Here is a 26,411-nt window from a genome sequence, read left to right as displayed (position 1 = left end):
AACGCAACGTTGCGTTGCATTCTATCGAGTGGCAGCATGCCCGCATGCCGGTATCCAGTGCCGAGCCGCGACGCGGCGGCCCACGTAAGCGCGACCTCGTGCTGCAGACCGTCGTCGACGAACTGACGGTGACGCCCTACGCGCAGCTGACGGTCGAGCGCATCGCGGAGGCCAGCGGTGTGCACAAGACCACGCTGTACCGCTGGTGGTCGGGCAAGCCCCAACTCGTCGCGGACGCGCTCGCGGCACTGATGGACACCGGGCCGGTGCCCGACACCGGCAGCACGCGCTCCGATCTGGTGCAGTGGCTGACCGGCACCGTGCGCAACTATGCGGAGACACCGCTCGGGGTCGCGATGCCCGCCCTCATCAGTGACCTCGCCCGGACGCCCGAGGGGCTCGGCGCGTTCCGGGGCGCGTTCCTCGCCGAACGCCGGGCCAACTGCGCGGCGGTGATCGAGAGGGGAGTGGCGCGGGGAGATCTCCCGGACCATCTCGATGTGGACCTGTTCATGGACACGCTCGCCGGTGCGGTGTTCTACCGCCAGGTGGTCACCGGTGGCCTGGTCGACGCCGACCTCGCCGAGCGCGTGGTCGACCTGCTGCTACCGCCGGCGGGTGGCGCCCGCGAGTAGGGCCGCCGCCACGAGAACGGCTGCGGCGCAGACGAACGCAGCGCGGAACCCGTCGCCCAGCATCGGCGCCACGACGAGCGGCCCGAGGATCTGGCCGAGCCCGTAGATTGCCGTCAGCGCGGCCGCCGCTCGCGGAATGCCCAGTCCGAGGCCCGAATCCATGGCCAACAGCGTGATGCCCATGAACGTTCCGCCGAACAGCACGGCGGCCACCACGGCCGCGACGGGGCCGTCGACCAGTGCGGGCAGCAGTGCCGACACCGCCTGGAGCAGCAGCGCCACGGTAAGAAGCGATTCGGCCGACCAGCGTCGTAGGGCGCGCGCCCACAGGAGCGGGGACGGCACCGCGGCGAGTCCGACCACCACCCATGCGGCGGGGCCGGTCCACGCCTCGCCGCCCATGGACACCGCCGCGACCAGGAAGGTGCCGAGGATGATGTAGCCGAGGCCCTCCAGGAAGTAGGCGGCGCCGAGCGTCCACCAGCGCACCGACGGTGATCGGCGGGGTGGGCGTCCGTCGTGAGTCGGCGGCGGGGAACCCGGCGGCAGGGTCCACGCGACTGCGGCGTAGCCGATCGTGGTCGCCGCGGCGACGATCCACAACTGGTTCCACGACACCACCGGCCCCAGCACCGCGACCAGAACACCGGACGTCGCGATGCCGACCCCGACGCCGGTGAACGTCACCCCGGCCGACGGATGGCCGGCCACCGCCGTGGCGCAATAGACGAAGACCGCGGCGCTCGCTACCCCCGCCACGACGCGCGCGAGCAGCCACACCCGCACGTCCGTTCCGGAGGCCATCGCGAGTTCGCTCGCGACGAGCGCGACGATCGACGCACAGAAGACGATGCGTGAGCGCGCACCGGCCGGGTACACGGCCAGCGCGATCGCACCCAGGAAGTAGCCGAGGTAGTTGGCGGTGGCGACGAGCGCGGTGTCGGAGTGCGAGACGGCGGTCTGCTCCTGCATCAACGGGAGCAGAGGGGTGTACACGAATCGCCCGACCCCCATCGCGGCGGCGAGCCCGGCGGCAGCGCGCACCACCGTCGCGCGGGTGTGGCGGGTGGGAGTCCCGCTGTCGGTTCGCACGGGCGCGACCATGTCTTCCCCCTTCGTCGCTTCGACGCTATGCGGCCCGGTGATCGCGCGGAAATGCCCTTTCGTCCGCATCTATGCTTGACAGTTATGAATGTGGAGTTGCGGCATCTGCGGGCGTTGGTCGCGGTGATCGACGCCGGAACCTTCACGGCCGCCGCCGAGCGACTGAACATCACGCAGCCGGCGCTGACGCGCACCATCCAGCAGCTCGAGGCGACGCTCGGGACCCGACTGCTGGAGCGGACGTCGCGCTCGATGGTGCCCACCGAGGACGGGTGGGGGTTCGCCGAACGCGTTCGTCACGTGCTGGGCGATCTGGACGCCGCGATCGCATCCGCGCAGAGCCATCGGACGGTGCGGCTGGGTTTCAGCTGGCTGCTCCCCGACCCGTGGGCGCACGACACGATCGCCGCGTGCGAGGAACGCTCGGGTGCGCGCGTGCTGCTGCAGCGGTGCGACGACCCGGCCGCGGCGCTGCGGGACGGCGTCGTGGACGCCGCGGTGATGCGCGGCGAGGTGCACAGCGGCGCCCTCGCCGTGCACCACCTGTTCTCGGAGCCCCGGATCGCTGCCGTCAGCGCCCGCTCACCCCTCGCGGAGCGGGACACGGTGACGTGGGACGAGTTGGGGCGGTACCCGCTGGTGGTCAACACCCTGACCGGGACGACCCGCGCCGATTCGTGGGCCCAGCCCGACCCCGGCCGGGAGATCGTGACCTGCACCAACTTCGACGAGTGGCTCGAGCTGGTCGCGACCGATCGAGGCGTCGGAGCCGTGCCGATCGCGGCGAGACGTCGGGTGCACCATCACAACGTCCGCTTCGTCGACATCGAGGACGCCGCGCCGACGGCGGTGAGCCTGGTGTACGTCGCGTCCCGGGTGACTCCACTTCTGCGCGTCCTGCTGGACTGTGCGCTGACCGAGGCTCACCGCATACGGCGCTGAGGCGCGACGTGTCAGCCGGTGCCTGCTACGACGCGCTGCCGAACCCGAACGGCGACGGTGTCACGTCGAACTGCATCGTGGTGGTCGCGGTGTCGTTCGACGGCGGCGCGAAGGTGGCGACCGCCGTGTAGCGACCCGGCTCATGGACCCGGACGACCTGGGTAGCGCCGCCCAGGGTCAGCGGAATCGTGAAGCTGTTCGTGTCGCCGTCGGGTTCGGTGAGTTCGAGAATCACCGGGGTGGTGGCGTCGGCGCCCGACGGCACGGGGCCCACGAGCACCGCCAGGGTCGTGATCGTGCCGCCGAAGACGGTGCCGATCGGGGGAACGACGGTGACCGCGTAGGTCGTCGCGGCGGACGCGGTGGGAGCGAAGGCCAGGCAGGCCGCCCCGGCGAACGCTGCGAGGGCGACGGACCTGCGGGGGAGGCTCATGCGAATCCCTTCGTGTCGACAGCGATGGATCATGCGACGCCACCACGCTATCGGCTCGGGCGGACGGCGGATTTCACCCGCACCGGGTGAAATCCGTACTCAGAAGCCCCATCCGAGCACCGCCGGACGCTCCGCGCGGAACGCCGCATCGAAGTGCGCCAACTCGCGGTCCGACGCCGCCTGCACGCGTCCGGCCGCCGCGAACGGGCGGGCGTGGTAGCCACCGAGATACAGGCTGCCCAGCACATCGAGACCGAGTGAGATGCGGGGCGACGCATCGGTGCGCCGGCACTCCGCGTGCCCGTCCCGCACCGTCAACGCGTACGTCCCCCCGGCATCCAGGTACGGGTCGCGGACCTCGACGACGGTGTCGAGGTCGAGGGCGTACGTGCGTGCCTCGAGGGCCGCAGGTACATCCATGACGCGCAGCCAGAGGTCGTCGACGACCCGGGTGGTGCGCACCAGACGAGGATCGGTGAGCATCCATCGGAGGGGGTCCTCGGCGTGCATGCTCGCCTCGATCCGGACCGTCAGGTCCAGACCGCACAGGGCCCGCCAGAGCGCGGCGTGGGCATCGTCGGTGACCGCGACCAACTCCTCGACGACCGCGGTACGGGCATCGCCTTCACCGCGCCGACGGAACATGGCGTAACCGTCGGGGTGCAGCAGGAAGAACAACGCCGTACCACCGCCGCGACCCGACTCCGGATCGGTGAACGTGAACTCCCAGTGAGGTTTCGGCCGCTCCTGAGCCCCGGGCGTGATGCGTCGCCAGCGGTCGTAGACGTCGGGCAGGTGCCGCGCGGCCGTGTCCGCGTCCACCACCCGGACGCCGCCCGGGTCGGGTGCGTCGTCGCGGAAGCGCGCGAAGCGGCGATCGATCGTCACGTCGGACACGACGGTGGCCGGGCCGTAGCCGAACCGGCCGTAGATTCCGGCCTCGCTCGCGGTCAGTGCGGCCAGCGACACACCGGTGGCCGCGATCTCCCGATGCAGGTGGGTGAACATCGCACGGAGCACGCCGCGACGCCGGTGGGTCGGCGCCACCGAAACCCAGGAGACGCCGCGTGTGGCCGACCGGTGTCCGCCGGGCAGCGTGATCTCGAGCGGCAGGTGGAGCGCGACACCGACCGGGTTGCCGTCGTCGGTGGCGAGGACGATGTCATCGATCCGGTTCAGTGCCCTACCGAGGGACCGATCCGGCTCCGCCGGGTGATAGCCGAACCCGACGGCGTCGAGAAGTTCGATCGCCGGCCAGTCGCTCTCGGTGGCGGCGCGGACCCGGATACCGTCTGCAGACATCATGATTGCCGATGTTGGCAGGAATCCGTCGCGAACGCCCGTCATTTTCGACCGGGGGCGGTGCGACGGCGGCGCTCAGCGCTTCTTGCCGAACCGCAGCTTCCACGGCACCAGCGCCGACTCGAGCTGGACCCCCAGGCTCATCTTCGAGACGCCCTCGATGCGCTCCTCGAAGCGGATCGGAACCTCGGCGATCCGCATGCCGCGACTCGTGGTCCGGTAGTTCATCTCCACCTGGAACGAGTACCCGTTGCTGTGGATCGACGCCACGTCGATCGCCTCGAGGGTGCGCGCGTGCCACGCCTTGAAGCCCGCGGTCGCATCCTTGACACCGAGCCGCAGGATCGCGTTGACGTAGAAGTTCGCCCACGCCGACAGGGCCTTGCGGTGCCACGGCCAGTCGCTCGCGACGGCGCCGCCCGGCACGTATCGCGAACCGAGGACGACCGCCGCGTCCGTGGTGGTCAGTGTGCGGATCATCGTCGGGATCACCTCGGCGGGGTGCGACAGGTCGGCGTCCATCTGCACGACGATGTCGGCGCCCTCGGCGAGCGCGCGGGTCATGCCGGCCACGTATGCGCGGCCCAGGCCGTCCTTCTCGGTGCGGTGCAGCACCCCGATGGGGAGGGAAGAGTCGATCGCGAGCTTCTCCGCGACGTCGCCGGTGCCGTCGGGGGAGTTGTCGTCGACGACGAGCAGGTGCAGGTTCGGGACCTCCAGCGCCGCCAGCAGCTCGACGAGCTTGGGCAGATTGTCGCGTTCGTTGTATGTAGGTACAACGACGGTCGTCTTCGGCGAGCTGCTGTCCATGGGACCTTCCTGATCACGCTCTGTCGTCTAGGCCAAAGGCGAGTGTGGTCATGAATGGAGTCGATAGCAACTCACCTGGAGTTTTGTTGCGGTCAGGACGCCGGTTCCGTGATATTCACCATCCACGAGATCCCGAAGCGGTCGGTACAGGCGCCGAACGTGTCGCCCCACATCTGCTTCTCGAGGGGCACGTCCACGGTGCCGGACCCGGACAGCGCGGTCCAGTAGCCGCGCAGTTCGTCGGCGTCGTCGCCGCTCAGGCTCACCGCCATGTCGGTGCCGTGCGTGCGTTCCATACCGGGCGGAATGTCCGCGCCCATGATCGTGAAGCCGCTGCCGGTCTCGAGCGTGGCGTGCATGATCTGGTCCTCGGGGGCCGGTGCCCCGAACTCCCCGAAGGTGCTCATGTTCAGGGTGCCGCCGAAGACGTCCTTGTAGAACTCCATCGCGTCACGCGCGGTGCCGGGAAAGCTGATGTACGGGTTGAGACGAGATGCCACGGGATGCTCCTGAGGGTCGCCGGTACGTACTCGATCGGTATCGCAGCATCGACGCTACCGCCGACGGGCCCGGGCGCGGATAGGTTCGGTCGGTGAAGATCATCGACCGCCTCGGCCCGGCCCTCGCGGCCCTCGTCGGCGCGTTCGTCGCCGGGTTCGCGATCCTCGAATCGGAACCGAACGACACGCTCGTGCTCGAGGGGGCCGGCGGCATCTGGTTTCACACGACGGTGCAGTGGGCCGCCTCCGTCGCCGCGGTGATCGCGGTGCTGGTGTGCGCAGCGTTGCGGGCGCGGGCGTCGACGGCCGCGACGGTGTCCACCGCGGTCGCGGCGGTGTTCGTGCTGGCCCTGCCGGCCTGGGTGGACGTGACGACCGCGCAGTCGGTATCGCTCGTCGGGCTCGGAGCGGCGCTGGTCGCGACGGCTGTCATGGCACGTCGGCGCACAGCGGTACGTAGCTGAACTGGATCGGAGCTCGGACGGTCCCGATCGGGGGCAGGACCGGCCGAGCTCCGAGGTTTCGGTCGGGCTCAGGCCCGCATCTTGGTTGCCAACTCGACGATCGTGAGCGGGTCGAGGCCCAGACCCTCGGTCAGGTAGCCGTCGATGCTTCCGTAGTCGGACATGACCTGCGCGAGTCCGGCTTCGAGGAAACCTGCCTCGACGCCGAGGACCGGCGTCAGGTTGAGCGCAGCCTGCTCGCCGAGCGCGCCGCGGATCTGCGCGAGCGTTCGGGCGTTCACGTCCGCCAGATAGTCGTTGCTCTCGAGGTAGTCGGCCATGACGGTCTCGGCGGACGCCCCGCCGAGCCGCTGCAACAGTGCCGCCACCCAGCCGGTGCGATCCTTGCCCGCCGAACAGTGGAACACCACCGGGCCGGAGGCGTGCGCGATGTCCGTCAGCACCTGCTTGAATGCGGCCCGCTTGGCCGGGTCGGTCACGAAGCTACGGTTCGCGTCCACCATGTACTGGCGCCCCTGCTCGGGCGACTGGATGGTCTGCGCCAACTGCACCAGATCCCCGAAATCGATGGGGATGTGGGTGTAGTCGGCGCCCGCCGGGATCCTGTCGGGGCCACCGACGAACGGATTGTCGATCTCCGACTGGCCGCGCATGTCGAGGACGGAGATCAGGCCGAGGTCCGTCAGTGTCTGCAGATCGGCGTCGGTGGCCGACGACAGGGCGTTGGCCCGGTACACGACTCCGCGCTGCAGGTGCCGCCCGAAACCGGTGGCGTACCCGTCCCCGTCGTTACCGCCGACGTCGCGGAAGTTCGCGATCGACGCCAGGTGTGGCGTCGGGGCAAGGGGCGCTGTCGTTCCGGTGTCGAGGGAGCCGAGCGAGCCGGACGCGAGCGAACCGAGATCGAGCGCGGTGGCCGCACCGGTCCCGGCGAACAGCAGTCCTCCGGCGAGGAGAACGGTGGTGGCCGATGTGGCAGTCCGCACGAGCACACGTGAGGAAGCGATCCTCATGACGGTTCCTTTCGGGGGTGGGAAAGCGGCGTGGGTGGATCAGTTCGCGACGTCGGCCATTCCGGTGAAGCCGTACCGGTCGTACGGGCCGATGATGCCGACCTCGAACAGGCCGGAGCCCACGGTGCTGTCACCGTCCTCCACGAGCGTGAACCGCGCGAGGTTGTCGACGGGGCAGAACATCTTCTTCCACGCCTCGATGTCGGCGACCTTCTCGCGGACACCCTGCACGACGAGTTCGCCCTGCCACATGCCGTGCCGCCAGTCCTGCTCGAGGCCGTACCCGGTGCCCACACCCAGATAGTGGGGAAGGAGGGGTTCGCAAGCGACGGTGAGGATTCGATCGGGCTTCCCGTATCCGTCGGGTCGGTGGAACGTCAGCGTGGCCGACGCCACCTCACGCCCCCCGGGGACGAACGTCAGGTCGTGTTCGGGTCGGCCGAGCCACTCGGGTTCGCGGGTCCGGTCGGCCCACACCCGCGTCGCGTCCTGCACGATCCGGCGGCCCTGCCGGTCCTCCTGCATGATCGCGACGATCGAGAAGCCGTCGAACTGCATGATCGTGTAGATCCAGAAGAAGTTCTGTTCGCCCGCGATCGCCGGATCGGCGCGCCGTCCGGGCGGTTCCGCCTCGCCGACGGGCCGCACGCCCCACGAGCGGTCGCGGTTGCCGCGCCACGTGTCCGGGGTGACGTCGATGGTCTCGCCGTCGACGGTGAGGGTTCCGCTCCAGCGTCCGGTCTGTACGAATCGCTGCGTGTCGAACGTGACGCGCTCGAGCTGTCGGTGGAAGTGCCTGGCCTCCAACGCTGCCGGCACATCCGACTCGAAGACGAGATCGAACGACAGGTCGGGTGCCTCGGGGGTGGGCTCGAGGACGACGCGCAGGCGGTGCAGCCCCTCGAGGACCTCGATCCGCAGCGGTCCCACCGAGACGTCCATGCGGTCCGATCCGAGCGCCTTCGACGCGCGGGCCACGATGTGGTCGTTGCCGCGGCGCAGCACCGCGAAGCCGTCCGTCACACCGAGATTGGGATACTGCCCCAGGCCGATGATGAGGAACAAAGGTTCCCCGTCGTAGTCGAGGCCCGGGTGGCAGTTGAAGTAGTAGCGGTCGTAGAAGTTGCGGTCGGACGTGCCGACGTGGCGGATCGGTTCGGCGATCTGGTGGACCGGGTAGTCGTCCATCGGTGAGAGCATCACGCCACTCCTTCGCTGTCGATGCGGGGCCAGTAGACGCCGTCGAGCATCTCCTCGAGCGTCTTGCGGTGCAGGATCATGTCGTCCGGGTCCGCGGGCGCCTCGGCCTGGCCGAACGCGACGGCACGACTCTGCACGCGGAACATGATGATCGCGTGCCGGAGTGCGGCGTACAGCGTGTAGAACTCGAGGTCGCGGGCCTCGTGACCGGTGAGATCGCGGTAGGTGGCCGCGACGTCGTCCCGGCGCAGGAACTCGGGCAGTCCGGGCAGCCCGGCCATCGTGGCCAGATCCTCGAAGAACCTGTGGATGAAGATCATCCAGGCCAGGTCCATCTCGCGCGGGCCGAGCGTGGCCATCTCCCAGTCGAGCACCGCGACGGGTTCGAAGTCGCGGTAGATGATGTTCCCGATCCGGGAGTCGCCCCAGCACAGCACGGCGGGGCCGCTGACGTCGGGCCAGTGGGCGTCCAACCAGTCGAGACCGCGCTCGATCAGCGGCGAGCGCGGACCGGTCTCGGTTGCCCACTCGTAGTAGCGGCGCTGGCCGTCGACGTGCGCGCGGAGCGCGGCATCCGCGGTGACTGCCTCGGCGGAGCCCTCCGGTACGAGGCTCGGAAACAGCTGCGCCGGTGTGGCTATCGCGTGCAGTTCGGCGAGGATACGAACCGACGCGTCCTGCAGGCGCCGCCGGTCGTCGGGGGAACCCGCGAACAGCCAGGAATCGCCGAAGTTGTAGGGCATCACGTCCGGCGGGACCTCGCCGTCGAGGCGTTCCATCACGAAGAACTCGCCGCCGAGCGCGTCGGGCGAGGTCTCGGACCAGTACACCCGCGGCACCGGCACCGGGGAGTGCGCGCCGACCGCCTTGATCACCTCGAACTGCTGGTCGAGGTCGTACGACGGGAAGATCGGTACTCCCGACGGTGCGGGTGCGATGCGGGCCACCAGATAGTGGTGGCGTCGTTCGCCGTCCTCGTGCCACACGGCGTCGAACAGGATCGTCTCGTTGGACATGCCGTTCGCGGCCGGCACCTGGACGTCGGTCACCTCGGGCTCCGCGTCGGAAGGCAGTTTGGTGCGCAGCCAGCCCTGCAGGCGAGTAGCCAACTCGGCGGGATCCGTACGGGATTCGCCGGGCCTGGCCATCTCCGAGTAGTCGCGGTCGTCGGTCGTGTACTCGAAACTCATGGGCGACCCTTCGATGGTCGGGAGGCGGTCGTCGCCTCGCAGTCGTTTCTGAAATGCGGGGGTGCTGCGGTGGAACGGTCCAGCGGCAGATCGGTCGACGGCCCCGGGGTGTCGGCGGGGCGCGGAAAGCTCTAGTCGATACATTGCGTATCGACTACGACGTGACACAATGTAACGGCCATCACACTTCGACGCAAGGGGTTCATTCGATGTCCAGGCAGCGGCAAGCGCAGCACCGGCTTGGGCCGCAACGGAACCCCGCGATCGACGAGGCCGTGCTGCAGGCGACGCGTGAGCTCCTGGTCGAAAACGGCTATGCCGGAACCTCGATCGACAAGATCGCCACCCGTGCCGGCGTCGGGCGACCGGCGATCTACCGTCGTTGGCCGTCGAAGGCGCACATCGTGCACGACGCCGTGTATCCGGTCATGGAGTCGGAGAACGTGTCCGACCTGGAGATCGCCGAGGAGCTGGGTCGGCTCACGTACGGGGCGGTGGCACTCTTCGGCGGCCCCGCCGCGCGAGAAGCGGTACCCGGGCTGATGAGCGAGGGGCGCAGCGATCCCGAACTGCGCAAGGCGCTCATCACCGATCAGCTCGAGGTGATCCGCGAGGAACTGGGCAATCGGCTGTCCCAGGCGGTCGAGGCGGGGGAACTGCGTGCGGGCGTCGATCCGGACGTCCTGCTCGACGTCATCGCGGGCACCGCGATCTTCGCGCAGTCGGTGCGTGACGCGCCCGACCCGGGGAAGCTCGCGGCGTCGCTGGTGGACATCCTGCTGAACGGCGTGCTGCCGCGGTGATTCGCCGGCTCAGCCCGCCAGGTCGTCGGGGCCGATCGCGTCCGCGCGCCACTCGCGCGCGCTGAGTGGCCCGTCGAACCGCAGCCGACGCCAGGTTGCCCAGGCGCCGGCCGCGATCGTCAGGACGAGTGCGAGGCGGCGAGCGGAATGCATGCCGCCATTGTGCCCGTTACTGCCGATCCCACTCCACCGGTAGCGAATCGGGGCCGCGCAGCGCGACACCGACCTGGCTGGTGACTCGGGCCTGCTCGGCGGCACCGTCCTGCAGGCGCAGGCCGGGGAGGCGATCGAGCAGGATCGTGAGTGCTGTGTTCAGTTCGGCGAGCGCCAGCCAGCTACCGGCGCAGCTGTGCGGGCCCTGCCCGAAGGCGAGCATCGAAGTGGCACGGCGGGTGATGTCGAAGCGATGTGGATCCTCGTGGACCGCCGGATCACGCAGCGCGGCGTTGATCGAGAAGATCATCGGCGTGAGCGGCGGGATGTCGATGCCGTGCCACGTCGTCGCCTCCGGGCAGGCGCGCGGCAGCAGTCCCACCGGCGGTTCCCAGCGCAGGCCCTCCCAGATCGCCCACTGCACGTGCTCGGCCGGATCCGAGCGCAGCAGGTCCAGCTGCTCGGGATGGGTCAGCAACGCGGACAGCGTGTTTCCGAGCGCGAGCATCGTGGTGTCGGCGCCGGCCGGGAACAGCAGACGCAGGAACGCGAGGATCTGCTCGTCGTCGAGCGTCTCGCCCTCCGCGGATTCGGTGACGAGCATCGAGATGAGGTCGTCGCCGGGGTTGCGGCGCCGCTCCGCGAGGATCGGAGTCACGTGGGCGGTGAACTCCTGCGACGCGCGCATCGCAGCCTCGGGATCCATCGGGAAGTAGAACAGGTCGTGGGCCCAGCGGTGGACCGTCGCCTCGTCCTCGACCGGCAGGCCGAGCAGTCGGCTGATGACGAGGACCGGGTAGCGCGTGGTGAACTCCGCGACCAGGTCGGCGGTGCCCCGATCGGCGAACCGATCGATCAACTCGTGCGCGAGTGGCTCGAGCACCGGCTCGATGTACTCGCTGATCCGGCTGCGTCGGAACGGCGGGGACACGATGGCGCGGTTGACGCGGTGTTCGCGGCCCGCCATGCACTGCAACGTCTTTCCCAGCACCGGGCCGGTGGTCATCGAATAGACGGCCGACGCGGGGAAGGTGTCCTCGTCCTTGAATGCCGCCGACACCAGCTCGTGGGTGAGGAGCAGGACGGCCTTGACACCCGCGAACGGAACGACGGCATAGGGCTTCTCGGCGCGCAGGCGCTCGAGGATCGCATGGATCTCGGGGGAGTCCTCGAAGGCGAAGTCGACCCCCTCGATGTCGACGTGGTCGAGCGTGGTCGGAGCGGTCATCGGCGGGGTCCTCCCGAGGAAAACTGCGAGACGAATATTCGTGTCGCAGTCGACGAATATCGGTTACTGTGGCGAGGGTAGGAGGAAACATGGACCGTGACAAGGGTGCAACCGGATCTCCGCCCACCGATCGGGTGGTGGCGGTCGTCGAACTGCTGGCCGGACGCGACGAGGCGTGCACCATCGCCGAGGTGGCCGACGCGCTCGGCCTCAGCCGTTCGACGGTGGGTGCGGTGTTGGGATCGCTCGACGCGCACGGGTGGGCGCACCGCGACGCGGACCTGCGGTACCGCCTGGGGTCGCGTCTGGCGGGGGTGGCCGAGGCCGCGCGCTCGGCGGCGGGCGTGCCCCCGGGGCTCGACGCGGCGCTGGCCAGGCTGGCGGCGCAGGTCGACTGCGGTGCGGCGCTCGGTGTCGTCACCTCCACGGAGATGACGTTTCTCGGGGTGGATGCGGGCCGGGGTCGGCTGCCGGCGGGCATCACGGTGGGCACCGGGCTGCCACTGCGAGCTCCCGCGGGGGCGGCTGTCATCGCGTTCGCCGACCAGGCCCGCCGGCGCGTCTGGCTCGACACCCTGCCCGCCGAGCTCCGCGCGGAGACCGCCGAGACGCTCGAGCTGATCCGCACCACCGGTGTCGGCGTGTGGGGGATCGGCGCCGCCGATCCCGGCATGCTGGATGTGCTGGCGGAGGTGGTCGAACACCTCGGCGACGACCCCACCCGCAACGCGTTGCGCGGCCGCGTTCTGGACCTGCTGGGCGGAATCAGCGGAAGACCCTACGGGGCAGCCGATCTCACGAGCGACCGGGCACTTCCGGTGAGCTACCTGGTGGCGCCGGTCTTCGGCGCCGACGGTCGCGCGGCGTGGGAGCTGCAGATCGGCCCCCTGCGCTCCGCCGTCACCCGGGACGAGCGGGCGCATTACATCGAGAGCCTCACCCGAACCGCTCGGGAACTGGATGCGAGAACAGGAGTGAATGCATGAGTAGTGCTGCCGAGGATCTGGTCACCGAGTTCTGCGCGCTGTGGGCCGATCCGGACCCCGCGGTGATCGCCGGCTACTTCACCGAAGACGCGGTCTACCACAATATTCCGATGGATCCGGTGAAGGGCCGGGACGCGATCGAGAAGTTCCTCGAGGGCTTTTTGGCGATGTTCGAGGGGATCGACTTCCAGATCCACAAGCAGGTCGAGTCGGGCGGGATCGTGATGAACGAGCGCACCGACGTGCTCCGCGGACTCGGCAAGCAGACTCCGCTGCCGGTCATGGGCGTGTTCGAGGTGGTCGACGGCAAGATCGCCGCGTGGCGGGACTACTTCGACATGGCCGCGATCACGGCCGCGTTCAGCGGCTGATCGCGGAGCGGGGGTGCGAAACTACACAACTGCTGCGCGGAAAGAAACCCCTTACGCAATAGTTGGACGTCCTATAACCTGCGTCACATGAGTGAGGACCCGCGCATCGACACCGTGGACGGAGTGCTCCGTCGGACCGCCGCGAGGCAGCCTGATCGCACTGCTCTGACCTTCGACGACCGCCGCTGGACGTACCGCGAACTGGACGACGCCGTCACCCGCGCCGCCGGCCGCCTGCTCGCGCTCGGGCTGGCTCCCGGTGACCGGGTGGCGGGGTACGGCGTCAACTCCGACGCGTACGTCATCGGCTTCCTGGCCTCCGCCCGCGCCGGCCTGGTCCACGTTCCGGTGAACTACGCGCTCACCGGCGACGAATTGCAGTACCTGCTGGCACAATCCGGAGCTCGGGCGGTACTGGTCGACCCTGCGCTGCAGGGAACCCTCGATTCGGTTCGGGCCGATCTCGGAGTCGAACACGTTGTCGCGCTGCGGGGCGAGGACGGTTCGCTGCTCGAGTGGGCGCGGGGCGGCGACGTCCCGGAGGTATCCTCAGCAGCCACGGGCGGCGACCTGGTCCAGTTGCTCTACACGTCGGGGACGACCTCGAAGCCCAAGGGCGCCATGATGACCCACGGCGCTCTGGTCCACGAGTACGTGTCGTCGGTGATCGCGCTCGGCCTCGGCGCCGACGACAATCCGCTGATCTGCATGCCGCTGTACCATTCCGCCGGCATGCACGTGTTCATGCTGCCCTACCTGTCGGTGGGAGCGACCGTGCATCTGATGCAGACGCCGGATATTCCGGAGATCCTGCGCCGCATCGAGGTTGATCGGATCGGCTCGTTGTTCCTCGCGCCCACCGTGTGGGTTCCGCTCGCAGGGCACCCGGATCTCGAGACGCGCGACCTCTCGTCGCTGCGGAAGGCGCAGTACGGCGCGTCGATCATGCCGGTGACGGTGCTGAACCGTCTGCGTGCCCGGTATCCGGACCTCGGCTTCTACAACTGCTTCGGTCAGTCCGAGATCGGTCCGCTCGCAACGGTGCTCGGGCCCGACGAGCACGAGCAGCGGCCGTCGTCGTGCGGCCGTGCGGTCTACTTCGTCGAGACCCGGGTGGTCGACGCGAACGGCGACGACGTCCCCGACGGCGAGCCCGGCGAGGTTCTCTACCGTTCCCCGCAACTGTGCCAAGGGTATTGGGACAATCCGGAAGCCACGGCCGAAGCGTTCCGGGACGGCTGGTTCCACTCCGGCGACCTGGTGACCCGCGACGCCGAGGGGTACATCACCGTGGTCGATCGAATCAAGGACGTGATCAACACCGGCGGCATCCTGGTGGCCTCCCGCGAGGTGGAGGACGCCCTCTACACGCACCCGGGTGTCGCCGAGGTGGCGGTGATCGGCGTGCCCGACGAGAAGTGGATCGAGGCCGTGACGGCCGTCGTCGTGCTGCGCGACGACGCCGACCCGGACGCGGTGACGGCACAGGTGCTCGTCGACCACGTCCGGGAGCGCATTGCACCCTTCAAGGTGCCCAAGCGAATTCGATTCGTGTCGGCGTTGCCGCGCAACCAGAGCGGCAAGCTGCTCAAGCGTGAGCTGCGCGGCGAACTCGACCCGGTGTGAACCGGGGCCCGGTCACCAGGTGACCGCGACTCCGCTGTCGTGCAACCAGATCAGCGGATCCACCTGGTAGCCGGCCGGGTTCCAGACCTCGAGGTGCAGGTGGGGTCCGGTGGACTGACCGCGATTGCCGACCGTGGCGATCAGCTCACCCGCGAGGACGGGCTGGCCGACGTTCACGACGAACGTGTCGACGTGGCCGTAGACGGTGATGGTGCCGTCGGTGTGCTGGACGCGAACCCACAGTCCGAACCCGGATGCCGGGCCCGCGTTGATGACGACGCCGTCGGCGGCCGACAGGATCGGGGTGCCGAGGTTGGCGCCGATGTCGATGCCGTTGTGGTGAGTGCCCCAGCGCGGGCCGTAGCTCGACGTCAGGAATCCCGCGACGGGCTGGACGACGGGCGGGGGCGGCGGTGGGAGCACGGGGGCAGGCATCGGTGCCGGCACCGGTGCGGCCTCGGGGGCGGGCAGCGGATCGGGCATCGGTGCCGGAATCGGCACGGACTGCGGCTCCGGTGCCGGGGCGGGTGCCTGGAGCTTGGGGGCCGGCTTCCACCAGGTTGCCGACGTCGGCGTCCACTGGTGCGGTCCGGCGTCCGAGGCGTCGACGAGCGACGGGACGTTCAGTCCGGGCAGGAATTCGCCTGCGGGAAGCTGTAGTTGGACGTTGTCGACGGCGGGCAGGCGCAGCGGAGCTGCGGACGCGGTGGCCGCACCCACCTGCACACTGCCGGCGAGCAGCGCGCCCGTCATGGCGGCGACGGCCGTGGCCTTCAGGGTTCCGCGCCCGAGTGTGGCGGCGGAAGTCGGGACTCCGACGCTGTACGTGCTGTGGTTATCGGCCACAGTGGATACCTCATTTGTGGTCTCTGGTCGGTCCCGGTGGACGGCAACCTCGGATCTTTCGTCACGGAAAAGTAACAAAGAGGTATCGACTCGTCCACCGTGATGCTGTCGTTACCTTCATGGGATAAGAACCAACCGGTTCCGCGGGAAGCTGCAGGTCAGGCGCCTCGACGGGTCGCGACGGCCCTCGGGCGGACACCCGTTCGTCGTCGAACAGACCATCGAGTATGAAGTCCGAGCGGGCTGTATGCCGAGGTCGGACGGTCGGTGGGCCACTCGTTCACCCGAATTACGTCACTGTGACTACAGGTCCCCTCCGTGCCCGGAAGCGACCGGCGATATCAAGATCGAACGGTGGCGCGAACGGACGGTCCGTACGGTCGCTTTGTGTCAGCGATCTCAGCGATATGCCGCCGTGGGGCACCGAAAGTCGGCTCCACGCCGCGGCCCGGGGCGCCTCGTTCACTTCGGCGCCGGCGGTGGCGCGCGTGCGAGCGGCCGTACCATTGGCCTCGGCGCGGACCCCGAACGGCGGGAGAGATGATGTCGACAGCCGGGGAGCGGCAGTGCGTGGTCGTGATGGGTGTCTCGGGGGTGGGCAAGACTGCGGTCGCACGCCGTGTCGCGGAGCGACTGGACCTGCCGTGGATCGACGCCGACGACCTGCATCCGCCGGGGAACGTCGCCAAGATGGCCCGGGGCACCCCGCTCGACGACGCGGACAGGCAACCGTGGCTCGAGGCGGTCGGCGCGTGGTTGCGCGAACACAGCGGCGCGGGCTCCGGGGGTGTGGTCGCCTGCTTGGCCCTCACGCGCAACTACCGTGACGTGCTGCGCCGCAGCGCGATCGGTGTGGTCTTCGTGCATCTGACGGCCGAACCGGTGGTGATCGCGCACCGCATTGCCCAGCGCACCGGCCACTTCATGCCGGCGTCGTTGCTGAAATCCCAGTTGGCTCTGCTCGAACCGCTCGGTCCGGACGAAATGGGAGCGCGCGTCGACGCCGGGCGGGACCTCGCCGAGGTGGTCGATGCGGCGGTGCGGCTGCTGCGCGGGGTCGGTCGGGGCGAGTGGGACTCGTGAACCCGGCGAACACAGCGCACGCGGCGCTGACGAGGAGTGCCGACTAGCCCTTGAGTTTCTTCATCGTCAGGTGCGACTCGATCTTGGAGATCGCCGGCTGCTCCATCAGTTTGGTTCGCAGGAACACCTCGAACGCGTTGAGGTCGGCGACGGCCACACGGATGAAGTAGTCGGGCAGCCCGATCATCCGGCGGAACTCGACGACCTCGTCGAACGCGCCGACCTGTGACTCGAAGGCCTCGACGGTCTTCCGGTCCTGCGAGACGATCTCGGCGTTGACGATCACCTCGCAGCCGCGTCCGACGGCGTCCGGGTCCACGACGGCCTGGTAGCCGACGATCACCCCGTCCGCCTCGAGGCGTCGTACTCGGCGCAGGCACGGTGATGGGGTGAGGCCGACGCGCTCGGCCAATTCGGCGTTGGTGAGGCGTCCGTTCTTGCGCAACTCGCGCAATATTGCGCGATCGAGATCATCCACAGCAGAATATTGCGCGCATGGCGGGTGAGAGGCAATCTCTGGCAATCACCTGCTGCGCAATGAGCACTATTATTGCCGCGTGACCAGCGCGTTTACCGATCAGGGCCCAGGCGTCTCGGCCGGCGACTCGCGCCGGTCGGACCTGCGGGCCGCCTCCCGTGACACCGTCTCCGTCGGTTTCGGGCTGTTCCCGCTGGGTCTGGCGTTCGGCCTGTTGCTGGTGCAGTCCGGCTTCCACTGGTGGTGGGCGCCGATCTTCTCGCTGACCATCTACGCCGGATCGCTCGAGTTCCTCGCGATCGGTCTCGTGCTCGCCGTGACGCCGCTCGCGTCGATCGCGATGACGACGTTGCTCGTCAACTTCCGACACGTCTTCTACGCGCTGTCCTTTCCCCTGCACCGCGTGCGCGGCAAGGGGGCGCGTCTCTACAGCATGTACGCGCTCACCGACGAGGCGTACGCCGTGGCCGCGACGAAGGATCCCGAGGCGCTGAGCAGTCGCCGGGTGATCCTCGTCCAGGTGTTCTGCCAGCTGTACTGGGTGCTCGGCGGTGTGGTCGGTGCGCTCGTGGGCAGCGCCCTCCCGATGCAACTGTCCGGGCTGGACTTCGCGCTCACCGCGCTGTTCGTGGTGCTGGCGGTGGACGCCTTCCGCGCCCGGCGGGATGTCCCGACCCCGATCCTGGCGCTGCTGAGCGCGCTGATCGCGCTCGTCGTCGCCCGCGATCAGATGCTGGTGGTCGCGATGAGCCTGTTCGTCGTCTCCCTGCTCGCCCGGTTCCTGTGGCAGCGCCGCCGGGGGGCCGTCGATGCCTGACGTCTCCTACCTGCTCGCCGCCCTGGCCGTGATCATGGGCGTGACGTTCGCATTGCGCGCGGTGCCGTTCGCGGTGATCGCCCCGCTGCGCTCGTCGGCACTCGTCCACTATCTCGGCGCCCACATGCCGGTGGGCATCATGCTGATCCTCGCGATCTACACCCTGCGGGACGTGTCGATCGCGCCCGCCTCGCTCGTGCCGGCGGGGGTGGCACTTGCCGTCACGATCGGTCTGCACCTGTGGCGCTCGCACGCGTTGCTCAGCATCGTCGGCGGCACCGCCACATACATGGTTCTTGCAAACTGGGTCTTCGGTTGAACTGGTGAATGCTGTTCGTCGCGGCAACCGGCACGCTCGTCGCACGAATCGGTCGGATCACCGACGTCGAACACGCGACCAGGAGTGAAAGCTGCATGTCAGAAGCATTTCGGGTGCTCGTGGCCGGCAATTCACCGGCGTGTCGAGAGTTAGCCTTGTCACTGTGACGCACGTGGATGAATCCGGATCGCAGTCGACCTCGACACTGGGCTCGACGCGAATCCGCAGCTCGGTGTTCCGCAGCAAGGTGACCTCCGCCGCGGAGGCCGTCGAGTTCATCCACCCGCACGACACCGTCGCGATCAGTGGTTTCGCGAGCGCCGGCACGCCGAAGGCGATCATCCCGGCCCTCGCCGAGCGCATCCACGCCGTCCGCGGGGCCGGGTCGAACTTCACCATCAATCTGCTGACGGGGGCGTCGGTGTCGGCGGGTACCGAGCGCCTGCTCGCGGAGGTCGACGGCATCTCGCTGCGCATGCCCTACCAGTCGGAGCCGACCGCACGCCGCAGCATCAACAACGGCCGCATGGACTACGTCGACATCCACCTGTCGCACGTCGCGCAGCAGGTCTGGGAGGGCTACTACGGCGACGTCGACGTCGCCGTAGTGGAGGTCGCGGGCATCACCGAGAGCGGTGAACTGATCCCGTCGGCGTCGATCGGCAACAACAAGACCTGGCTCGACGTGGCCGACAAGGTCATCCTCGAGGTCAACTCGTGGGTGCCCGAGGCGATGTCCGGCATCCACGACGTCTACTACGGCACCGCGTTGCCCCCGTACCGCAAGCCCATCCAGATCACCTCGGTCGAGGACCGCATCGGGCAGCCCACCCTGAAGGTGGATCCGAGGAAGGTGGTCGCGGTCGTCGAGACCGACGCGCGCGACAGCGCCAGCCCGCTCGCCCCGCCCGACGAGATCAGCCGGGCCATCGCCGCGCACGTGCTCGACTTCTTCGAGTACGAGGTCTCGAAGGGGCGCCTGCCGGCCGACGGTCTCCTGCCGCTGCAGTCGGGTATCGGCAACGTCGCGAACGCGGTGCTGCAGGGCCTCGACGCCGGCCCGCACAAGGGACTCACCTGCTTCTCCGAGGTGATCCAGGACGGCATGCTGCACCTCATCAAGCACGGCACGGTGCGGTACGCGTCGGCGACGTCGCTGGCGTTGTCGGAGGCCGGCATCGACGAACTGGTGTCGAACATCGACTTCTATCGCAAGCACATCGTGTTGCGGCCACAGGAGATCAGCAACCATCCGGAGGTCGTCCGACGGCTCGGTATCATCGCGATGAACGGGATGCTCGAGGCCGACATCTACGGCAACGTGAACTCGACGCACGTGATGGGCACCCGGATCATGAACGGCATCGGCGGCTCGGGCGACTTCGCCCGCAACGGTTACCTGTCGATGTTCCTGAGCCCGTCGACGGCCAAGGGCGGTGCGATCTCGTCGATCGTGCCGATGGTCCCGCACGTCGACCACACCGAACACGACGTCCAGGTGCTCGTCACCGAACAGGGACTCGCCGACCTGCGGGGGCTGTCGCCGCGGAAGCGCTCCCGCGTCGTGATCGACAAGTGCGCGCACCCGGACTACCGGGCGATGCTGCTCGACTACGTCGATCGCGCCGAGCACGCCCCGTCGTCCGGGCACACCCCGCACCTGCTCGGCGAGGCGCTCTCGTTCCACCAGCGCTTCGAGGAGACCGGGACGATGCGCCGGAACTGACTGCCCTGCAGCCCGTTCCGTGGCTTCAGGAGGGGAGCAGTCCGGCGACGAGGGCGTCGACGATCTCGTCCGTCGAGGTGTCGGGCACGAGCGGTGTCGTCAGTCGGTCGAGGAGCAGTCCGTCGACGGCGTAGTGGAACAGCGCGATCTCGCGTGCGCTGCCGGGTAGGCCCGCGGCGGTGTTGAAGGCCACGTCCGCCTCGAAACCCCTTCGGCTCCAGTCGGACATCATCGCGGCCACGTCCGGGTTGCGGGTGCTCTCGAGCCGGAGCTCGAACAGGGCGACCGTCACCTCGCGGTTCTCGGTGAGACGCCGGACGATGTCGCGCACGTAGTCGGCGAACAGCTCGCGACTCGGTTCCCGGGAGGACAGTGCGGCCAGCACCGTCTCGTCCGGCGTCAGGCGTTCACCGATCCGTTCCACCAGCCCGGCCATCAGTGCGTCGCGGCTGCGGAAGTAGTTCGACGTCGTGCCCGGGGGGACGTCGGCCTCGCGGTCGACCGCCCGGTGGGTGAGCCCCCGGGCACCCTGGTTGGCCAGCACTGCCAGGCCGGCGTCGGCGAGGACCTGGCGGCGCTCATCGTTACGAACCATGTCGACATGCTAGCCGAACCACTACATGTGTTGTACATTGCCAATCACAACAGTTGTAGTGATTGGAGTGGGAATGCGTGAACTCGTGTACTACGTCGCTGTCAGCCTCGACGGTTACATCGCCGGTCCCGACGGGCAGTTCGATGCGTTCGATCTCGAGGGCGACCACATGGCCGACCTCGCTCGTTTCGCCGACGCGCTGCCCACCGACGGCGCCGCGCACCTCGGTATCGAGCAGCCACGCACCGGGTTCGACACCGTCCTGATGGGGTGGAACACCTACGCGGTGGGCCTGCCGGCGATGGCGAGCCCGTACCGGCATCTGCGCCAGATCGTGTTCTCGCGCAACAACTCTGCGAAGGCAGAGAATCTGGTCGTGACGGACGCCGACCCGCTGGAGCTGGTGCGGGAGCTGAAGGGGCGGCCCGGCGCCGACATCTGGCTGTGCGGGGGCGGCGTACTCGCGTCGCTGCTCGTGGACGAGATCGACCGCCTCGTCGTCAAGCGTCATCCGGTGCTGTTCGGCAACGGCATCCCGATGTTCGCGCCTGGTACGTACCGCCCCGGTGCGTTCGACGCGGTCGACACCCGCTCGTTCCGCTCCGGGGTGGCGGTCACGGAGTACGCGCGCCGGCGTTGACGGGCAGCTCGACGACGTCGTCGGCCCACGCGCGCAGCAGTGCGTGGTCGTGGCTGACGGCGAGGACACCCAGACCGGTGCGCGTCTCCTCGCGCAGCACGGCGACGACGGCCGCGGTGGTTGCCGGATCGAGCATCGCGGTCATCTCGTCGCAGATCAGGTAGCGCGGACGTTGCACCAGAGCCCGTGCAAGACAGGCGCGTTGCAGTTGTCCGTCGCTCACCTGATGCGGTCGCCGGGTCAGCAGGTCGGCCGTGAGCCCCACTCGTGCGGCCGCGGCGTGCACGACGTCCGAGCGTTGGCGCCGCGGCACCCGCGCGATCAGGAGGGGTTCGGTGACGATCCGCTCGAGCGTCAACCGCGGCGACGTCGACTGACGCGGCGACTGGAACAGCATCGCGATCGCCCGCCGCGTCTCGGGCGGCGCCTCGGCGCGGCCGGACACCACGGCGCCGTCCACGCTCACCCGGCCCGACCAGGGCCGGTGCAGCAGTGCGCACACCCGGGCCAGGGTCGTCTTCCCCGCGCCGGACGGTCCGGTGAGCCCGATCGTGCGGCCGCGCGGAATCTCGATCCCGACGTCGTCGAGGACGGGGATGTCCGGTCGGTGTCCGGCCCGCAGATGCTCGGCGGTGAGGCTCACGATCCACCTCCGACGCGGGTGCGGACCACCCGTGCACCGGTCCGGACGAGACGTGTCGGGCCGCCCGAGAAGGCGGTGCCCGGGCGCCGCAGGTGGTAGACGCAGTCGTCGGGCAGATCGGTCAGTTCGGGTGGTGTGCCCGGCATGGGGCGCAATCCGTTGCGGGGCAGGGCGGCCATCAGATCCTTGGTGTAGTCGTGCCAGGGGTCGTCGAGAACATCTGCGGCCGGACCGGATTCGAGTATCCGTCCGGCGTACATCACCGACACGGCGTCGGCGTGACGCCGGGCGGCGGTGAGATCGTGCGTGATCAGCAGAACGGAGGCCCCGGCGCCGGCGCACCCGTCGAGCAGGGTGAGGATCCGTTCGGTGAGGTCGGGATCGAGGCTGGACGTCGGCTCGTCCGCGACGATCACCTCGGGATCACCGGCGATCGCGAACGCGATCGCGGCCCGCTGTGCCATTCCGCCGGACAGCTCGTGCGGGTACAGCGTTCGGCACTCGGGATCGAGCCCGACGCGATCGAGGAGTTCGGCTACGCCGTAGCGACTTTCGAGGTGACGGAGCGTCTCGCCGAGCTGCGTCCCGACGGTACGCACCGGTGTCAGGTACGTGGCGGCAGACTGCGGGACGAGGGCGATCCGGCGCCCGCGGACGGTGCGCAGGAGTCGTTCCGGGGCACCCACGATCTCGACGTCGTCGCTGCCGGACGTCAGCCGGACGGATCCGGACACACGCGCGTTCGGCGGCAGCAGCCCGCACGTCGCGGACGCGACGATCGACTTGCCGCAACCGGATTCGCCGACGAGGGCGTGCACGCGTCCGGCCTCGAGTACCAGGTCGACATCGGTGGCGGCGTGCACCACGGCGGATCCGACCGGAATCCGGACGGTGAGCGCGTCGATCGTGAGCGTGACGGTCATCGTGGGGTCCTCTCCAGGGTCGGTGGACTGATCCGGTCGCGCAGCGCGGCTCCGATGCCGGCGACGGCCAGGGTCGCGGCGACCAGCAGCAGCGACGGGAACAGCAGGGTCCACCACCCGCCGAGTAGGAGCGTCGAACGTGCTTCCTGCAGAAGCGTTCCCAGGGACGGTTGGTGCGGCGGCAGGCCGAGGCCGAGGAACGACAGTGTCGTCTCGTGCCAGATGGCGTGCGGCAGCAGCAGCACGACGGCGATGAGCGCCTGACCGGCGGCGGCCGGGGCCAGATGGTGTCGCATCACGTGCCACCGTCCGGCCCCGGCGAGGTGCGCGGCGTCGATGTACTCGCGGCCGCGGACGCCGAGGACTTCGGAGCGGGCGATGCGGGCCACCTGTGTCCAGTGGGTCAGCGCGATGGAGGCGATGATCGCCGGGATGCTGCCCCGGAACAGCGCCACGATGACGATGCCCAGCAACAGGTGGGGGAGTGCGTTGACGCCGTCGACCGCCCGCATCACGATCCGGTCGGTCCAGCCGCCGAAAGTTGCGGCAGCCATGCCGATCCCGACACCGAGCACGGTGGAGGCGACCGCGCACACCGCGGCGATGAACAGCGAGACCCGCAGCCCGGCCGCGACCCGGACGAACAGGTCGCGTCCCGCGTTGTCGGTGCCGAACCAGTGCTCCGCGCTCGGAGCCAGCCGGGCGTCGGCGAAGTCGGTGAGGCGGTCGTCGACGCCCGCGAGCCATGGCACCAGGAGCGCGTACGCGACGATCGCGGTCAGCACGACCGTGGACACGAGTAGGCGTGTGTTCCTACCCATCGGCGCTCACCCGCGGATCGAGCAGCGTCAGCGCGACGTCGGCGAGCAGCGAGCCGACCAGCACGATCAGCGTCGTGCCGACGGTGAGCGCCGCGAGAAGCGGGAAGTCGAGTTCACGCGCGGAGGTGACGACGGCGCCGGCGATCCCTGGCCACGAGAACACCTCCTCGACGATCGCCGCGCCGACGATGATCTCCGGCAGCCGCAGACCGATCACGGTCACGAACGGCCCCAGGGCCACCGGGACGACGTGCCGCAGCAGGATCGTCCGTTCGGGGATGCCACGGGCCCGGGCGCCGCGCACCGCGTCCGACCCGATGGTGTCGCGCACCGACTGCCGCACCGACATCGCCAGCCACGGCGCCTGCGACACCGCCAGCACGGTCACCGGCAGTACGAGGTGCTCGGCCACCTGACCGAACGTCGGATCGCTCCCGGCGTCGGTGAGACCGGCGACGGGCAGCCATCCCAGCGAGAGCGCGAACACCGCGACCGCCCCGAGGGAGAGCACGAACGGCGGGGTGGCTTGCACGACCGAGGCGAGCGGTGCCACCAGTCGGTCCACCGGGCCGCCCGGCCGCGCACCGGACCACACGCCGAGCGCGAACGCCGCCGCGATCGCCAGGCCGAGCCCGAGGCACGTGAGCAGCAGGGTCCACGGCAAGCGCTCGCCGATCACCGTCGCGACCGGCTGCCCGAAGCTGCGGGAGACGCCGAGGTCGCCGGACAGCAGCCCGCGCACCCAGTGCCCGTACGTCGCCCACCACGGATCGTGCAGGCCGAGTTCGTCGGCGAGACGGGCGCGGTCGGCGTCGCTGGTGGTCGTGTAGCGGTCGCCGAGATAGCCGGCGAGAGGGTCGAACGGTGAGCGTGACGCCAGCGCGAACAGCGCCGCTGACACCACGACGAGCAGTGGCACCGCGAAGGCACCCCGGCGCAACGCCATTCGGGCCACCTCGCGGCGCCGGGTGCGGGGACTGCGCCGCGGGGTGGCGGTCGCGGTCTCCGCTGGTGCGGCGTCCGTCGTCACGAACGGGTCCAGTCCCGCAGATTCCACCACGGTCCCCAGTTGACGCCGTGGCTGTGCGGCTCGAGGATCGGCGCCGAGCCGGTCCAGTCGCTGCCGCGCACCACGTAGGTGTGGTCGAGGAACACCAGCATCACGTAACCGGGGTCGGCGACGTAGGCGGTCTGCACCGCGCGGTAGTCGGCGGCCCGGGCCGCGGGATCGATGCTGCGCCGGGCGTCGTCGAGGGCGCGGTCGATCTGCGGGTTCACGTAGTTCGAGGCATTGTCGTAGCCACTGCCGACACCGGGGCGCGCGTACGACGAGTGCAGCGTCGAGTACAGCTGCGTGTCCGGGTCGTACGGCAGGTCGCCGCCGCCGAGCAGGCCGGCCTTGGCGGTGAGCTGGTCGGGGAAGACGCTGCGATCCACGGCCTCGACGTTCACCCGCACCCCGATCTTCGATGCGTCGGAGGCGAACGCCTGCGACAGGTCCCGGCGCAGCGTGTCCTGCGGGAAGTACATGACTGTGAACTCGGCGCGGACCCCGTCCTTGGCGCGCACCCCGTCGGGGCCCGCCGCCCAGCCGGCGTCGGACAGGATCTGCTCCGCCCGGTCGCGGTCGAACGCGAACACGGCGTCCGCCTCGTAGGAGTCGCCGTACACCTCCGGCACCGGGGTCGACGCGGCCCGGCCGTGACCGCCGAGGATGCTCTCGACCATCGCGTCCCGGTCGACCGCCAGGTTGAGCGCCATCCGCATCGCCGGGTCTTCAGTGACCGGGTTGTCGGCGGGCAGCGTCACCCCGCGCCAGTCCGCGGACGTGTTGGCGACCACCTCGTAGCCGTCGCGTCCGGTGAACGTGTTCGCCAGGAGCGGTGGAACGTTGGCGCCGTCGAGTTCGCCGGCCGCCATCCGCTGGGCGCGGGCGTTGTCGTCCGGCACGTAGACCACGGTGAGCTTCTTCACCTGCGGCGCGCCGTCCCAGTAGTCGTCGTTGGCCTCGAACACGGCCTGGTCGGCGCGCAACGACACCAGCTTGTACGGCCCGGTGCCCACCGGTGCGCTGTTGAGCGGCGACTGCTCGGCGGGTCCGCCGGTGAGCCGCTCGGACGGCGCGATCCCGAGCAGCAGCTTGGTGGGCCACGGCGCGTACGGGTATGCGAGCCGGAACTCGACGGTGTCCGGGCCGGTGGCCTCCACCGACTCGAGCATGTCGTACGACGTGGCCAGCGGCGACGCCGACGCGGGATCGAGAATCGCGCGATACGTGGCGACGACGTCCTCCGGGCCGAACGTGGTGCCGTCGGTGAAGCGGACCCCGTCGCGGATCCTGACGGTCCACACCTTCGCGTCGGCGTCGGGTACCGGCATCTCGGCCGCGAGCGCGGGCTCGAGTGCCGGGATTCCGGTGTCCTGGCCGCCGGTGAGCCGGACCAGGCCGTCGTAGACCTTGGCCTCGCCGGCCTCGCCGAAGCCGGCGACGGGGTTGTAGTTGCCCAGTTCGTAGCCGTCGGCGAGGACGAGCGTGGCGTCGCCGCCGTCGGCCTGGGAGGAGGCCGGCGCGGTGCATCCGACCAGGGCAATCGGTACGAGTGCGAAAAGGGAAAGAGCTGGAACGAGTTTCATGATCCTCCCGAGGGTGGATGTGGAGAAGGGGGAACGAGACCGACATATGCGCGGTTGTTCAGATGAGAAGGTAGCAGTGCCGCGCAAGTCGGTTCGTCGAATTCGACTCGGTACGGCCACATTCCG

30 protein-coding genes are annotated in these 26,411 nt (G+C 69.3%); 12 read left to right on the top strand and 18 right to left on the bottom strand.

All coding sequences use genetic code 11. The features are described 5' to 3' along the window. Nucleotides 1-44 precede the first annotated feature (44 nt). A complete protein-coding gene (locus tag ABEU20_RS06790) occupies nt 45-635 on the top strand; it encodes a TetR/AcrR family transcriptional regulator (protein ID WP_420163634.1) in 591 nt (196 codons plus the stop codon). On the opposite strand, the gene ABEU20_RS06785 is transcribed toward ABEU20_RS06790, so the two are convergent. After that, nucleotides 606-1,739 (bottom strand): YbfB/YjiJ family MFS transporter, encoded by a 1,134-nt coding sequence (locus ABEU20_RS06785; protein WP_420163633.1) that lies wholly within the window; start codon nt 1,737-1,739, stop codon nt 606-608. The genes ABEU20_RS06790 and ABEU20_RS06785 overlap by 30 nt on opposite strands. Nucleotides 1,740-1,823: 84 nt before the next feature. Between ABEU20_RS06785 and ABEU20_RS06780 the strand changes: the two genes are divergently transcribed. Continuing rightward, the gene (locus ABEU20_RS06780) at nt 1,824-2,681 is read left to right on the top strand and encodes a LysR family transcriptional regulator (protein ID WP_420163632.1); all 858 of its coding nucleotides are present in this window, start codon (nt 1,824-1,826) and stop codon (nt 2,679-2,681) included. A gap of 25 nt (nt 2,682-2,706) precedes the next feature. Here the strand turns inward: ABEU20_RS06780 and ABEU20_RS06775 are convergent, their stop codons facing one another. The 4 genes from ABEU20_RS06775 to ABEU20_RS06760 all read right to left on the bottom strand — a co-directional run bounded on the left by ABEU20_RS06775 (nt 2,707) and on the right by ABEU20_RS06760 (nt 5,726). After that, entirely contained in the window at nt 2,707-3,114 is a 408-nt protein-coding gene (locus ABEU20_RS06775; protein ID WP_420163631.1) for a hypothetical protein, read from the bottom strand. A 99-nt stretch (nt 3,115-3,213) separates the two neighbouring features. Then, the gene (locus ABEU20_RS06770; RefSeq protein WP_420163630.1) at nt 3,214-4,419 is read right to left on the bottom strand and encodes a GNAT family N-acetyltransferase; all 1,206 of its coding nucleotides are present in this window, start codon (nt 4,417-4,419) and stop codon (nt 3,214-3,216) included. A 72-nt stretch (nt 4,420-4,491) separates the two neighbouring features. Continuing rightward, complete coding sequence (locus ABEU20_RS06765) at nt 4,492-5,226, bottom strand: polyprenol monophosphomannose synthase (RefSeq protein ID WP_420163629.1); 735 nt, start codon at nt 5,224-5,226, stop codon at nt 4,492-4,494. A 92-nt stretch (nt 5,227-5,318) separates the two neighbouring features. After that, on the bottom strand, nt 5,319-5,726 hold the full coding sequence (locus ABEU20_RS06760; protein ID WP_420163628.1) for a VOC family protein: 408 nt from the start codon (nt 5,724-5,726) through the stop codon (nt 5,319-5,321). Nucleotides 5,727-5,818: 92 nt separating this feature from the next. On the opposite strand from ABEU20_RS06760, the gene ABEU20_RS06755 reads away from it, so the two are divergent. After that, entirely contained in the window at nt 5,819-6,190 is a 372-nt protein-coding gene (locus ABEU20_RS06755; RefSeq protein WP_420163627.1) for a hypothetical protein, read from the top strand. Nucleotides 6,191-6,258: 68 nt separating this feature from the next. On the opposite strand, the gene ABEU20_RS06750 is transcribed toward ABEU20_RS06755, so the two are convergent. The 3 genes from ABEU20_RS06750 to ABEU20_RS06740 are packed head-to-tail and all read right to left on the bottom strand — an operon-like array spanning nt 6,259 to nt 9,593. Then, nucleotides 6,259-7,203: a tyrosine-protein phosphatase gene (locus tag ABEU20_RS06750; protein WP_420163626.1), complete on the bottom strand. Its 945-nt coding sequence runs from the start codon at nt 7,201-7,203 to the stop codon at nt 6,259-6,261. Between the two features lie 39 nt (nt 7,204-7,242). Further along, nucleotides 7,243-8,403: a hypothetical protein gene (locus ABEU20_RS06745; RefSeq protein ID WP_420163625.1), complete on the bottom strand. Its 1,161-nt coding sequence runs from the start codon at nt 8,401-8,403 to the stop codon at nt 7,243-7,245. After that, nucleotides 8,403-9,593, bottom strand: a complete 1,191-nt coding sequence (locus ABEU20_RS06740) for a phosphotransferase family protein (protein ID WP_420163624.1) — start codon at nt 9,591-9,593, stop codon at nt 8,403-8,405. Before ABEU20_RS06740 ends, ABEU20_RS06745 begins: the two co-directional genes overlap by 1 nt. A 209-nt stretch (nt 9,594-9,802) precedes the next feature. Between ABEU20_RS06740 and ABEU20_RS06735 the strand changes: the two genes are divergently transcribed. After that, nucleotides 9,803-10,396: a TetR/AcrR family transcriptional regulator gene (locus ABEU20_RS06735; RefSeq protein ID WP_420163623.1), complete on the top strand. Its 594-nt coding sequence runs from the start codon at nt 9,803-9,805 to the stop codon at nt 10,394-10,396. A 9-nt stretch (nt 10,397-10,405) separates the two neighbouring features. On the opposite strand, the gene ABEU20_RS06730 is transcribed toward ABEU20_RS06735, so the two are convergent. Then, nucleotides 10,406-10,549 carry a hypothetical protein gene (locus ABEU20_RS06730; protein WP_420163622.1) on the bottom strand — a complete coding sequence of 48 codons (144 nt, stop codon included), beginning with the start codon at nt 10,547-10,549 and terminating at the stop codon, nt 10,406-10,408. Nucleotides 10,550-10,565: 16 nt separating this feature from the next. Beyond that, the gene (locus tag ABEU20_RS06725; RefSeq protein ID WP_420163621.1) at nt 10,566-11,777 is read right to left on the bottom strand and encodes a cytochrome P450; all 1,212 of its coding nucleotides are present in this window, start codon (nt 11,775-11,777) and stop codon (nt 10,566-10,568) included. An 89-nt stretch (nt 11,778-11,866) separates the two neighbouring features. Here ABEU20_RS06725 and ABEU20_RS06720 point away from each other — a divergent pair, with 89 nt between their 5' ends. The 3 genes from ABEU20_RS06720 (at nt 11,867) to ABEU20_RS06710 (ending at nt 14,760) form a co-directional block, all read left to right on the top strand. Then, nucleotides 11,867-12,763 (top strand): helix-turn-helix domain-containing protein, encoded by an 897-nt coding sequence (locus tag ABEU20_RS06720; protein WP_420163620.1) that lies wholly within the window; start codon nt 11,867-11,869, stop codon nt 12,761-12,763. Then, nucleotides 12,760-13,134: an SgcJ/EcaC family oxidoreductase gene (locus ABEU20_RS06715; protein WP_420163619.1), complete on the top strand. Its 375-nt coding sequence runs from the start codon at nt 12,760-12,762 to the stop codon at nt 13,132-13,134. Before ABEU20_RS06720 ends, ABEU20_RS06715 begins: the two co-directional genes overlap by 4 nt. Nucleotides 13,135-13,221: 87 nt before the next feature. Further along, the gene (locus ABEU20_RS06710; protein WP_420163618.1) at nt 13,222-14,760 is read left to right on the top strand and encodes an acyl-CoA synthetase; all 1,539 of its coding nucleotides are present in this window, start codon (nt 13,222-13,224) and stop codon (nt 14,758-14,760) included. A 12-nt stretch (nt 14,761-14,772) separates the two neighbouring features. Here the strand turns inward: ABEU20_RS06710 and ABEU20_RS06705 are convergent, their stop codons facing one another. After that, the gene (locus ABEU20_RS06705; RefSeq protein ID WP_420163617.1) at nt 14,773-15,606 is read right to left on the bottom strand and encodes a M23 family metallopeptidase; all 834 of its coding nucleotides are present in this window, start codon (nt 15,604-15,606) and stop codon (nt 14,773-14,775) included. A 543-nt stretch (nt 15,607-16,149) separates the two neighbouring features. Here ABEU20_RS06705 and ABEU20_RS06700 point away from each other — a divergent pair. Continuing rightward, a complete protein-coding gene (locus ABEU20_RS06700; protein ID WP_420163616.1) occupies nt 16,150-16,689 on the top strand; it encodes a gluconokinase in 540 nt (179 codons plus the stop codon). 43 nt (nt 16,690-16,732) lie between these two features. Here the strand turns inward: ABEU20_RS06700 and ABEU20_RS06695 are convergent, their stop codons facing one another. Beyond that, nucleotides 16,733-17,167 carry an Lrp/AsnC family transcriptional regulator gene (locus ABEU20_RS06695; protein WP_420163615.1) on the bottom strand — a complete coding sequence of 145 codons (435 nt, stop codon included), beginning with the start codon at nt 17,165-17,167 and terminating at the stop codon, nt 16,733-16,735. Between the two features lie 79 nt (nt 17,168-17,246). Here ABEU20_RS06695 and ABEU20_RS06690 point away from each other — a divergent pair, with 79 nt between their 5' ends. The 3 genes from ABEU20_RS06690 (at nt 17,247) to ABEU20_RS06680 (ending at nt 20,029) form a co-directional block, all read left to right on the top strand. Beyond that, nucleotides 17,247-17,984, top strand: a complete 738-nt coding sequence (locus ABEU20_RS06690) for an AzlC family ABC transporter permease (protein ID WP_420163614.1) — start codon at nt 17,247-17,249, stop codon at nt 17,982-17,984. Then, the gene (locus ABEU20_RS06685; RefSeq protein WP_420163613.1) at nt 17,977-18,303 is read left to right on the top strand and encodes a branched-chain amino acid transporter permease; all 327 of its coding nucleotides are present in this window, start codon (nt 17,977-17,979) and stop codon (nt 18,301-18,303) included. The genes ABEU20_RS06690 and ABEU20_RS06685 overlap by 8 nt, the downstream gene beginning before the upstream one ends. A 205-nt stretch (nt 18,304-18,508) precedes the next feature. Further along, complete coding sequence (locus ABEU20_RS06680; protein WP_420163917.1) at nt 18,509-20,029, top strand: acetyl-CoA hydrolase/transferase family protein; 1,521 nt, start codon at nt 18,509-18,511, stop codon at nt 20,027-20,029. 25 nt (nt 20,030-20,054) lie between these two features. On the opposite strand, the gene ABEU20_RS06675 is transcribed toward ABEU20_RS06680, so the two are convergent. Beyond that, nucleotides 20,055-20,624 (bottom strand): TetR/AcrR family transcriptional regulator, encoded by a 570-nt coding sequence (locus ABEU20_RS06675; RefSeq protein ID WP_420163612.1) that lies wholly within the window; start codon nt 20,622-20,624, stop codon nt 20,055-20,057. 73 nt (nt 20,625-20,697) lie between these two features. On the opposite strand from ABEU20_RS06675, the gene ABEU20_RS06670 reads away from it, so the two are divergent. Further along, nucleotides 20,698-21,264: a dihydrofolate reductase family protein gene (locus ABEU20_RS06670; RefSeq protein WP_420163611.1), complete on the top strand. Its 567-nt coding sequence runs from the start codon at nt 20,698-20,700 to the stop codon at nt 21,262-21,264. Here ABEU20_RS06670 and ABEU20_RS06665 read toward each other — a convergent pair. From ABEU20_RS06665 to ABEU20_RS06645, 5 genes are all read right to left on the bottom strand, one after another. Continuing rightward, nucleotides 21,239-21,907 carry an ABC transporter ATP-binding protein gene (locus tag ABEU20_RS06665; protein WP_420163610.1) on the bottom strand — a complete coding sequence of 223 codons (669 nt, stop codon included), beginning with the start codon at nt 21,905-21,907 and terminating at the stop codon, nt 21,239-21,241. The genes ABEU20_RS06670 and ABEU20_RS06665 overlap by 26 nt on opposite strands. Beyond that, complete coding sequence (locus ABEU20_RS06660; protein WP_420163609.1) at nt 21,904-22,830, bottom strand: ABC transporter ATP-binding protein; 927 nt, start codon at nt 22,828-22,830, stop codon at nt 21,904-21,906. The genes ABEU20_RS06665 and ABEU20_RS06660 overlap by 4 nt, the downstream gene beginning before the upstream one ends. Next, entirely contained in the window at nt 22,827-23,651 is an 825-nt protein-coding gene (locus ABEU20_RS06655; protein ID WP_420163608.1) for an ABC transporter permease, read from the bottom strand. Before ABEU20_RS06655 ends, ABEU20_RS06660 begins: the two co-directional genes overlap by 4 nt. Continuing rightward, nucleotides 23,644-24,597 carry an ABC transporter permease gene (locus ABEU20_RS06650; protein WP_420163916.1) on the bottom strand — a complete coding sequence of 318 codons (954 nt, stop codon included), beginning with the start codon at nt 24,595-24,597 and terminating at the stop codon, nt 23,644-23,646. Before ABEU20_RS06650 ends, ABEU20_RS06655 begins: the two co-directional genes overlap by 8 nt. An 80-nt stretch (nt 24,598-24,677) precedes the next feature. Then, the gene (locus ABEU20_RS06645; RefSeq protein ID WP_420163607.1) at nt 24,678-26,285 is read right to left on the bottom strand and encodes an ABC transporter substrate-binding protein; all 1,608 of its coding nucleotides are present in this window, start codon (nt 26,283-26,285) and stop codon (nt 24,678-24,680) included. Nucleotides 26,286-26,411 lie beyond the last annotated feature (126 nt).

Source organism: Rhodococcus parequi (assembly GCF_046042785.1).
Lineage (GTDB): Bacteria > Actinomycetota > Actinomycetes > Mycobacteriales > Mycobacteriaceae > Prescottella > Prescottella parequi.
The sequence above is the reverse complement of the archived record's forward strand: the minus strand, read 5'-3'. Positions and strand labels throughout refer to the sequence as shown.

Bases quoted from the DNA above. Each gene is read 5' to 3' on its own strand.
- ABEU20_RS06775 (WP_420163631.1), bottom strand. From the start codon at position 3,114: ATGAGCCTCCCCCGCAGGTCCGTCGCCCTCGCAGCGTTCGCCGGGGCG.
- ABEU20_RS06675 (WP_420163612.1), bottom strand. From the start codon at position 20,624: ATGGTTCGTAACGATGAGCGCCGCCAGGTCCTCGCCGACGCCGGCCTG.
- ABEU20_RS06730 (WP_420163622.1), bottom strand. From the start codon at position 10,549: ATGCATTCCGCTCGCCGCCTCGCACTCGTCCTGACGATCGCGGCCGGC.
- ABEU20_RS06720 (WP_420163620.1), top strand. From the start codon at position 11,867: ATGGACCGTGACAAGGGTGCAACCGGATCTCCGCCCACCGATCGGGTG.
- ABEU20_RS06745 (WP_420163625.1), bottom strand. From the start codon at position 8,403: ATGCTCTCACCGATGGACGACTACCCGGTCCACCAGATCGCCGAACCG.
- ABEU20_RS06735 (WP_420163623.1), top strand. From the start codon at position 9,803: ATGTCCAGGCAGCGGCAAGCGCAGCACCGGCTTGGGCCGCAACGGAAC.
- ABEU20_RS06770 (WP_420163630.1), bottom strand. From the start codon at position 4,419: ATGATGTCTGCAGACGGTATCCGGGTCCGCGCCGCCACCGAGAGCGAC.
- ABEU20_RS06660 (WP_420163609.1), bottom strand. From the start codon at position 22,830: ATGACCGTCACGCTCACGATCGACGCGCTCACCGTCCGGATTCCGGTC.
- ABEU20_RS06700 (WP_420163616.1), top strand. From the start codon at position 16,150: ATGTCGACAGCCGGGGAGCGGCAGTGCGTGGTCGTGATGGGTGTCTCG.
- ABEU20_RS06780 (WP_420163632.1), top strand. From the start codon at position 1,824: ATGAATGTGGAGTTGCGGCATCTGCGGGCGTTGGTCGCGGTGATCGAC.
- ABEU20_RS06710 (WP_420163618.1), top strand. From the start codon at position 13,222: ATGAGTGAGGACCCGCGCATCGACACCGTGGACGGAGTGCTCCGTCGG.
- ABEU20_RS06650 (WP_420163916.1), bottom strand. From the start codon at position 24,597: ATGGCGTTGCGCCGGGGTGCCTTCGCGGTGCCACTGCTCGTCGTGGTG.
- ABEU20_RS06765 (WP_420163629.1), bottom strand. From the start codon at position 5,226: ATGGACAGCAGCTCGCCGAAGACGACCGTCGTTGTACCTACATACAAC.
- ABEU20_RS06790 (WP_420163634.1), top strand. From the start codon at position 45: ATGCCGGTATCCAGTGCCGAGCCGCGACGCGGCGGCCCACGTAAGCGC.
- ABEU20_RS06670 (WP_420163611.1), top strand. From the start codon at position 20,698: ATGCGTGAACTCGTGTACTACGTCGCTGTCAGCCTCGACGGTTACATC.
- ABEU20_RS06740 (WP_420163624.1), bottom strand. From the start codon at position 9,593: ATGAGTTTCGAGTACACGACCGACGACCGCGACTACTCGGAGATGGCC.
- ABEU20_RS06725 (WP_420163621.1), bottom strand. From the start codon at position 11,777: ATGACCGCTCCGACCACGCTCGACCACGTCGACATCGAGGGGGTCGAC.
- ABEU20_RS06685 (WP_420163613.1), top strand. From the start codon at position 17,977: ATGCCTGACGTCTCCTACCTGCTCGCCGCCCTGGCCGTGATCATGGGC.
- ABEU20_RS06655 (WP_420163608.1), bottom strand. From the start codon at position 23,651: ATGGGTAGGAACACACGCCTACTCGTGTCCACGGTCGTGCTGACCGCG.
- ABEU20_RS06750 (WP_420163626.1), bottom strand. From the start codon at position 7,203: ATGAGGATCGCTTCCTCACGTGTGCTCGTGCGGACTGCCACATCGGCC.
- ABEU20_RS06645 (WP_420163607.1), bottom strand. From the start codon at position 26,285: ATGAAACTCGTTCCAGCTCTTTCCCTTTTCGCACTCGTACCGATTGCC.
- ABEU20_RS06785 (WP_420163633.1), bottom strand. From the start codon at position 1,739: ATGGTCGCGCCCGTGCGAACCGACAGCGGGACTCCCACCCGCCACACC.
- ABEU20_RS06715 (WP_420163619.1), top strand. From the start codon at position 12,760: ATGAGTAGTGCTGCCGAGGATCTGGTCACCGAGTTCTGCGCGCTGTGG.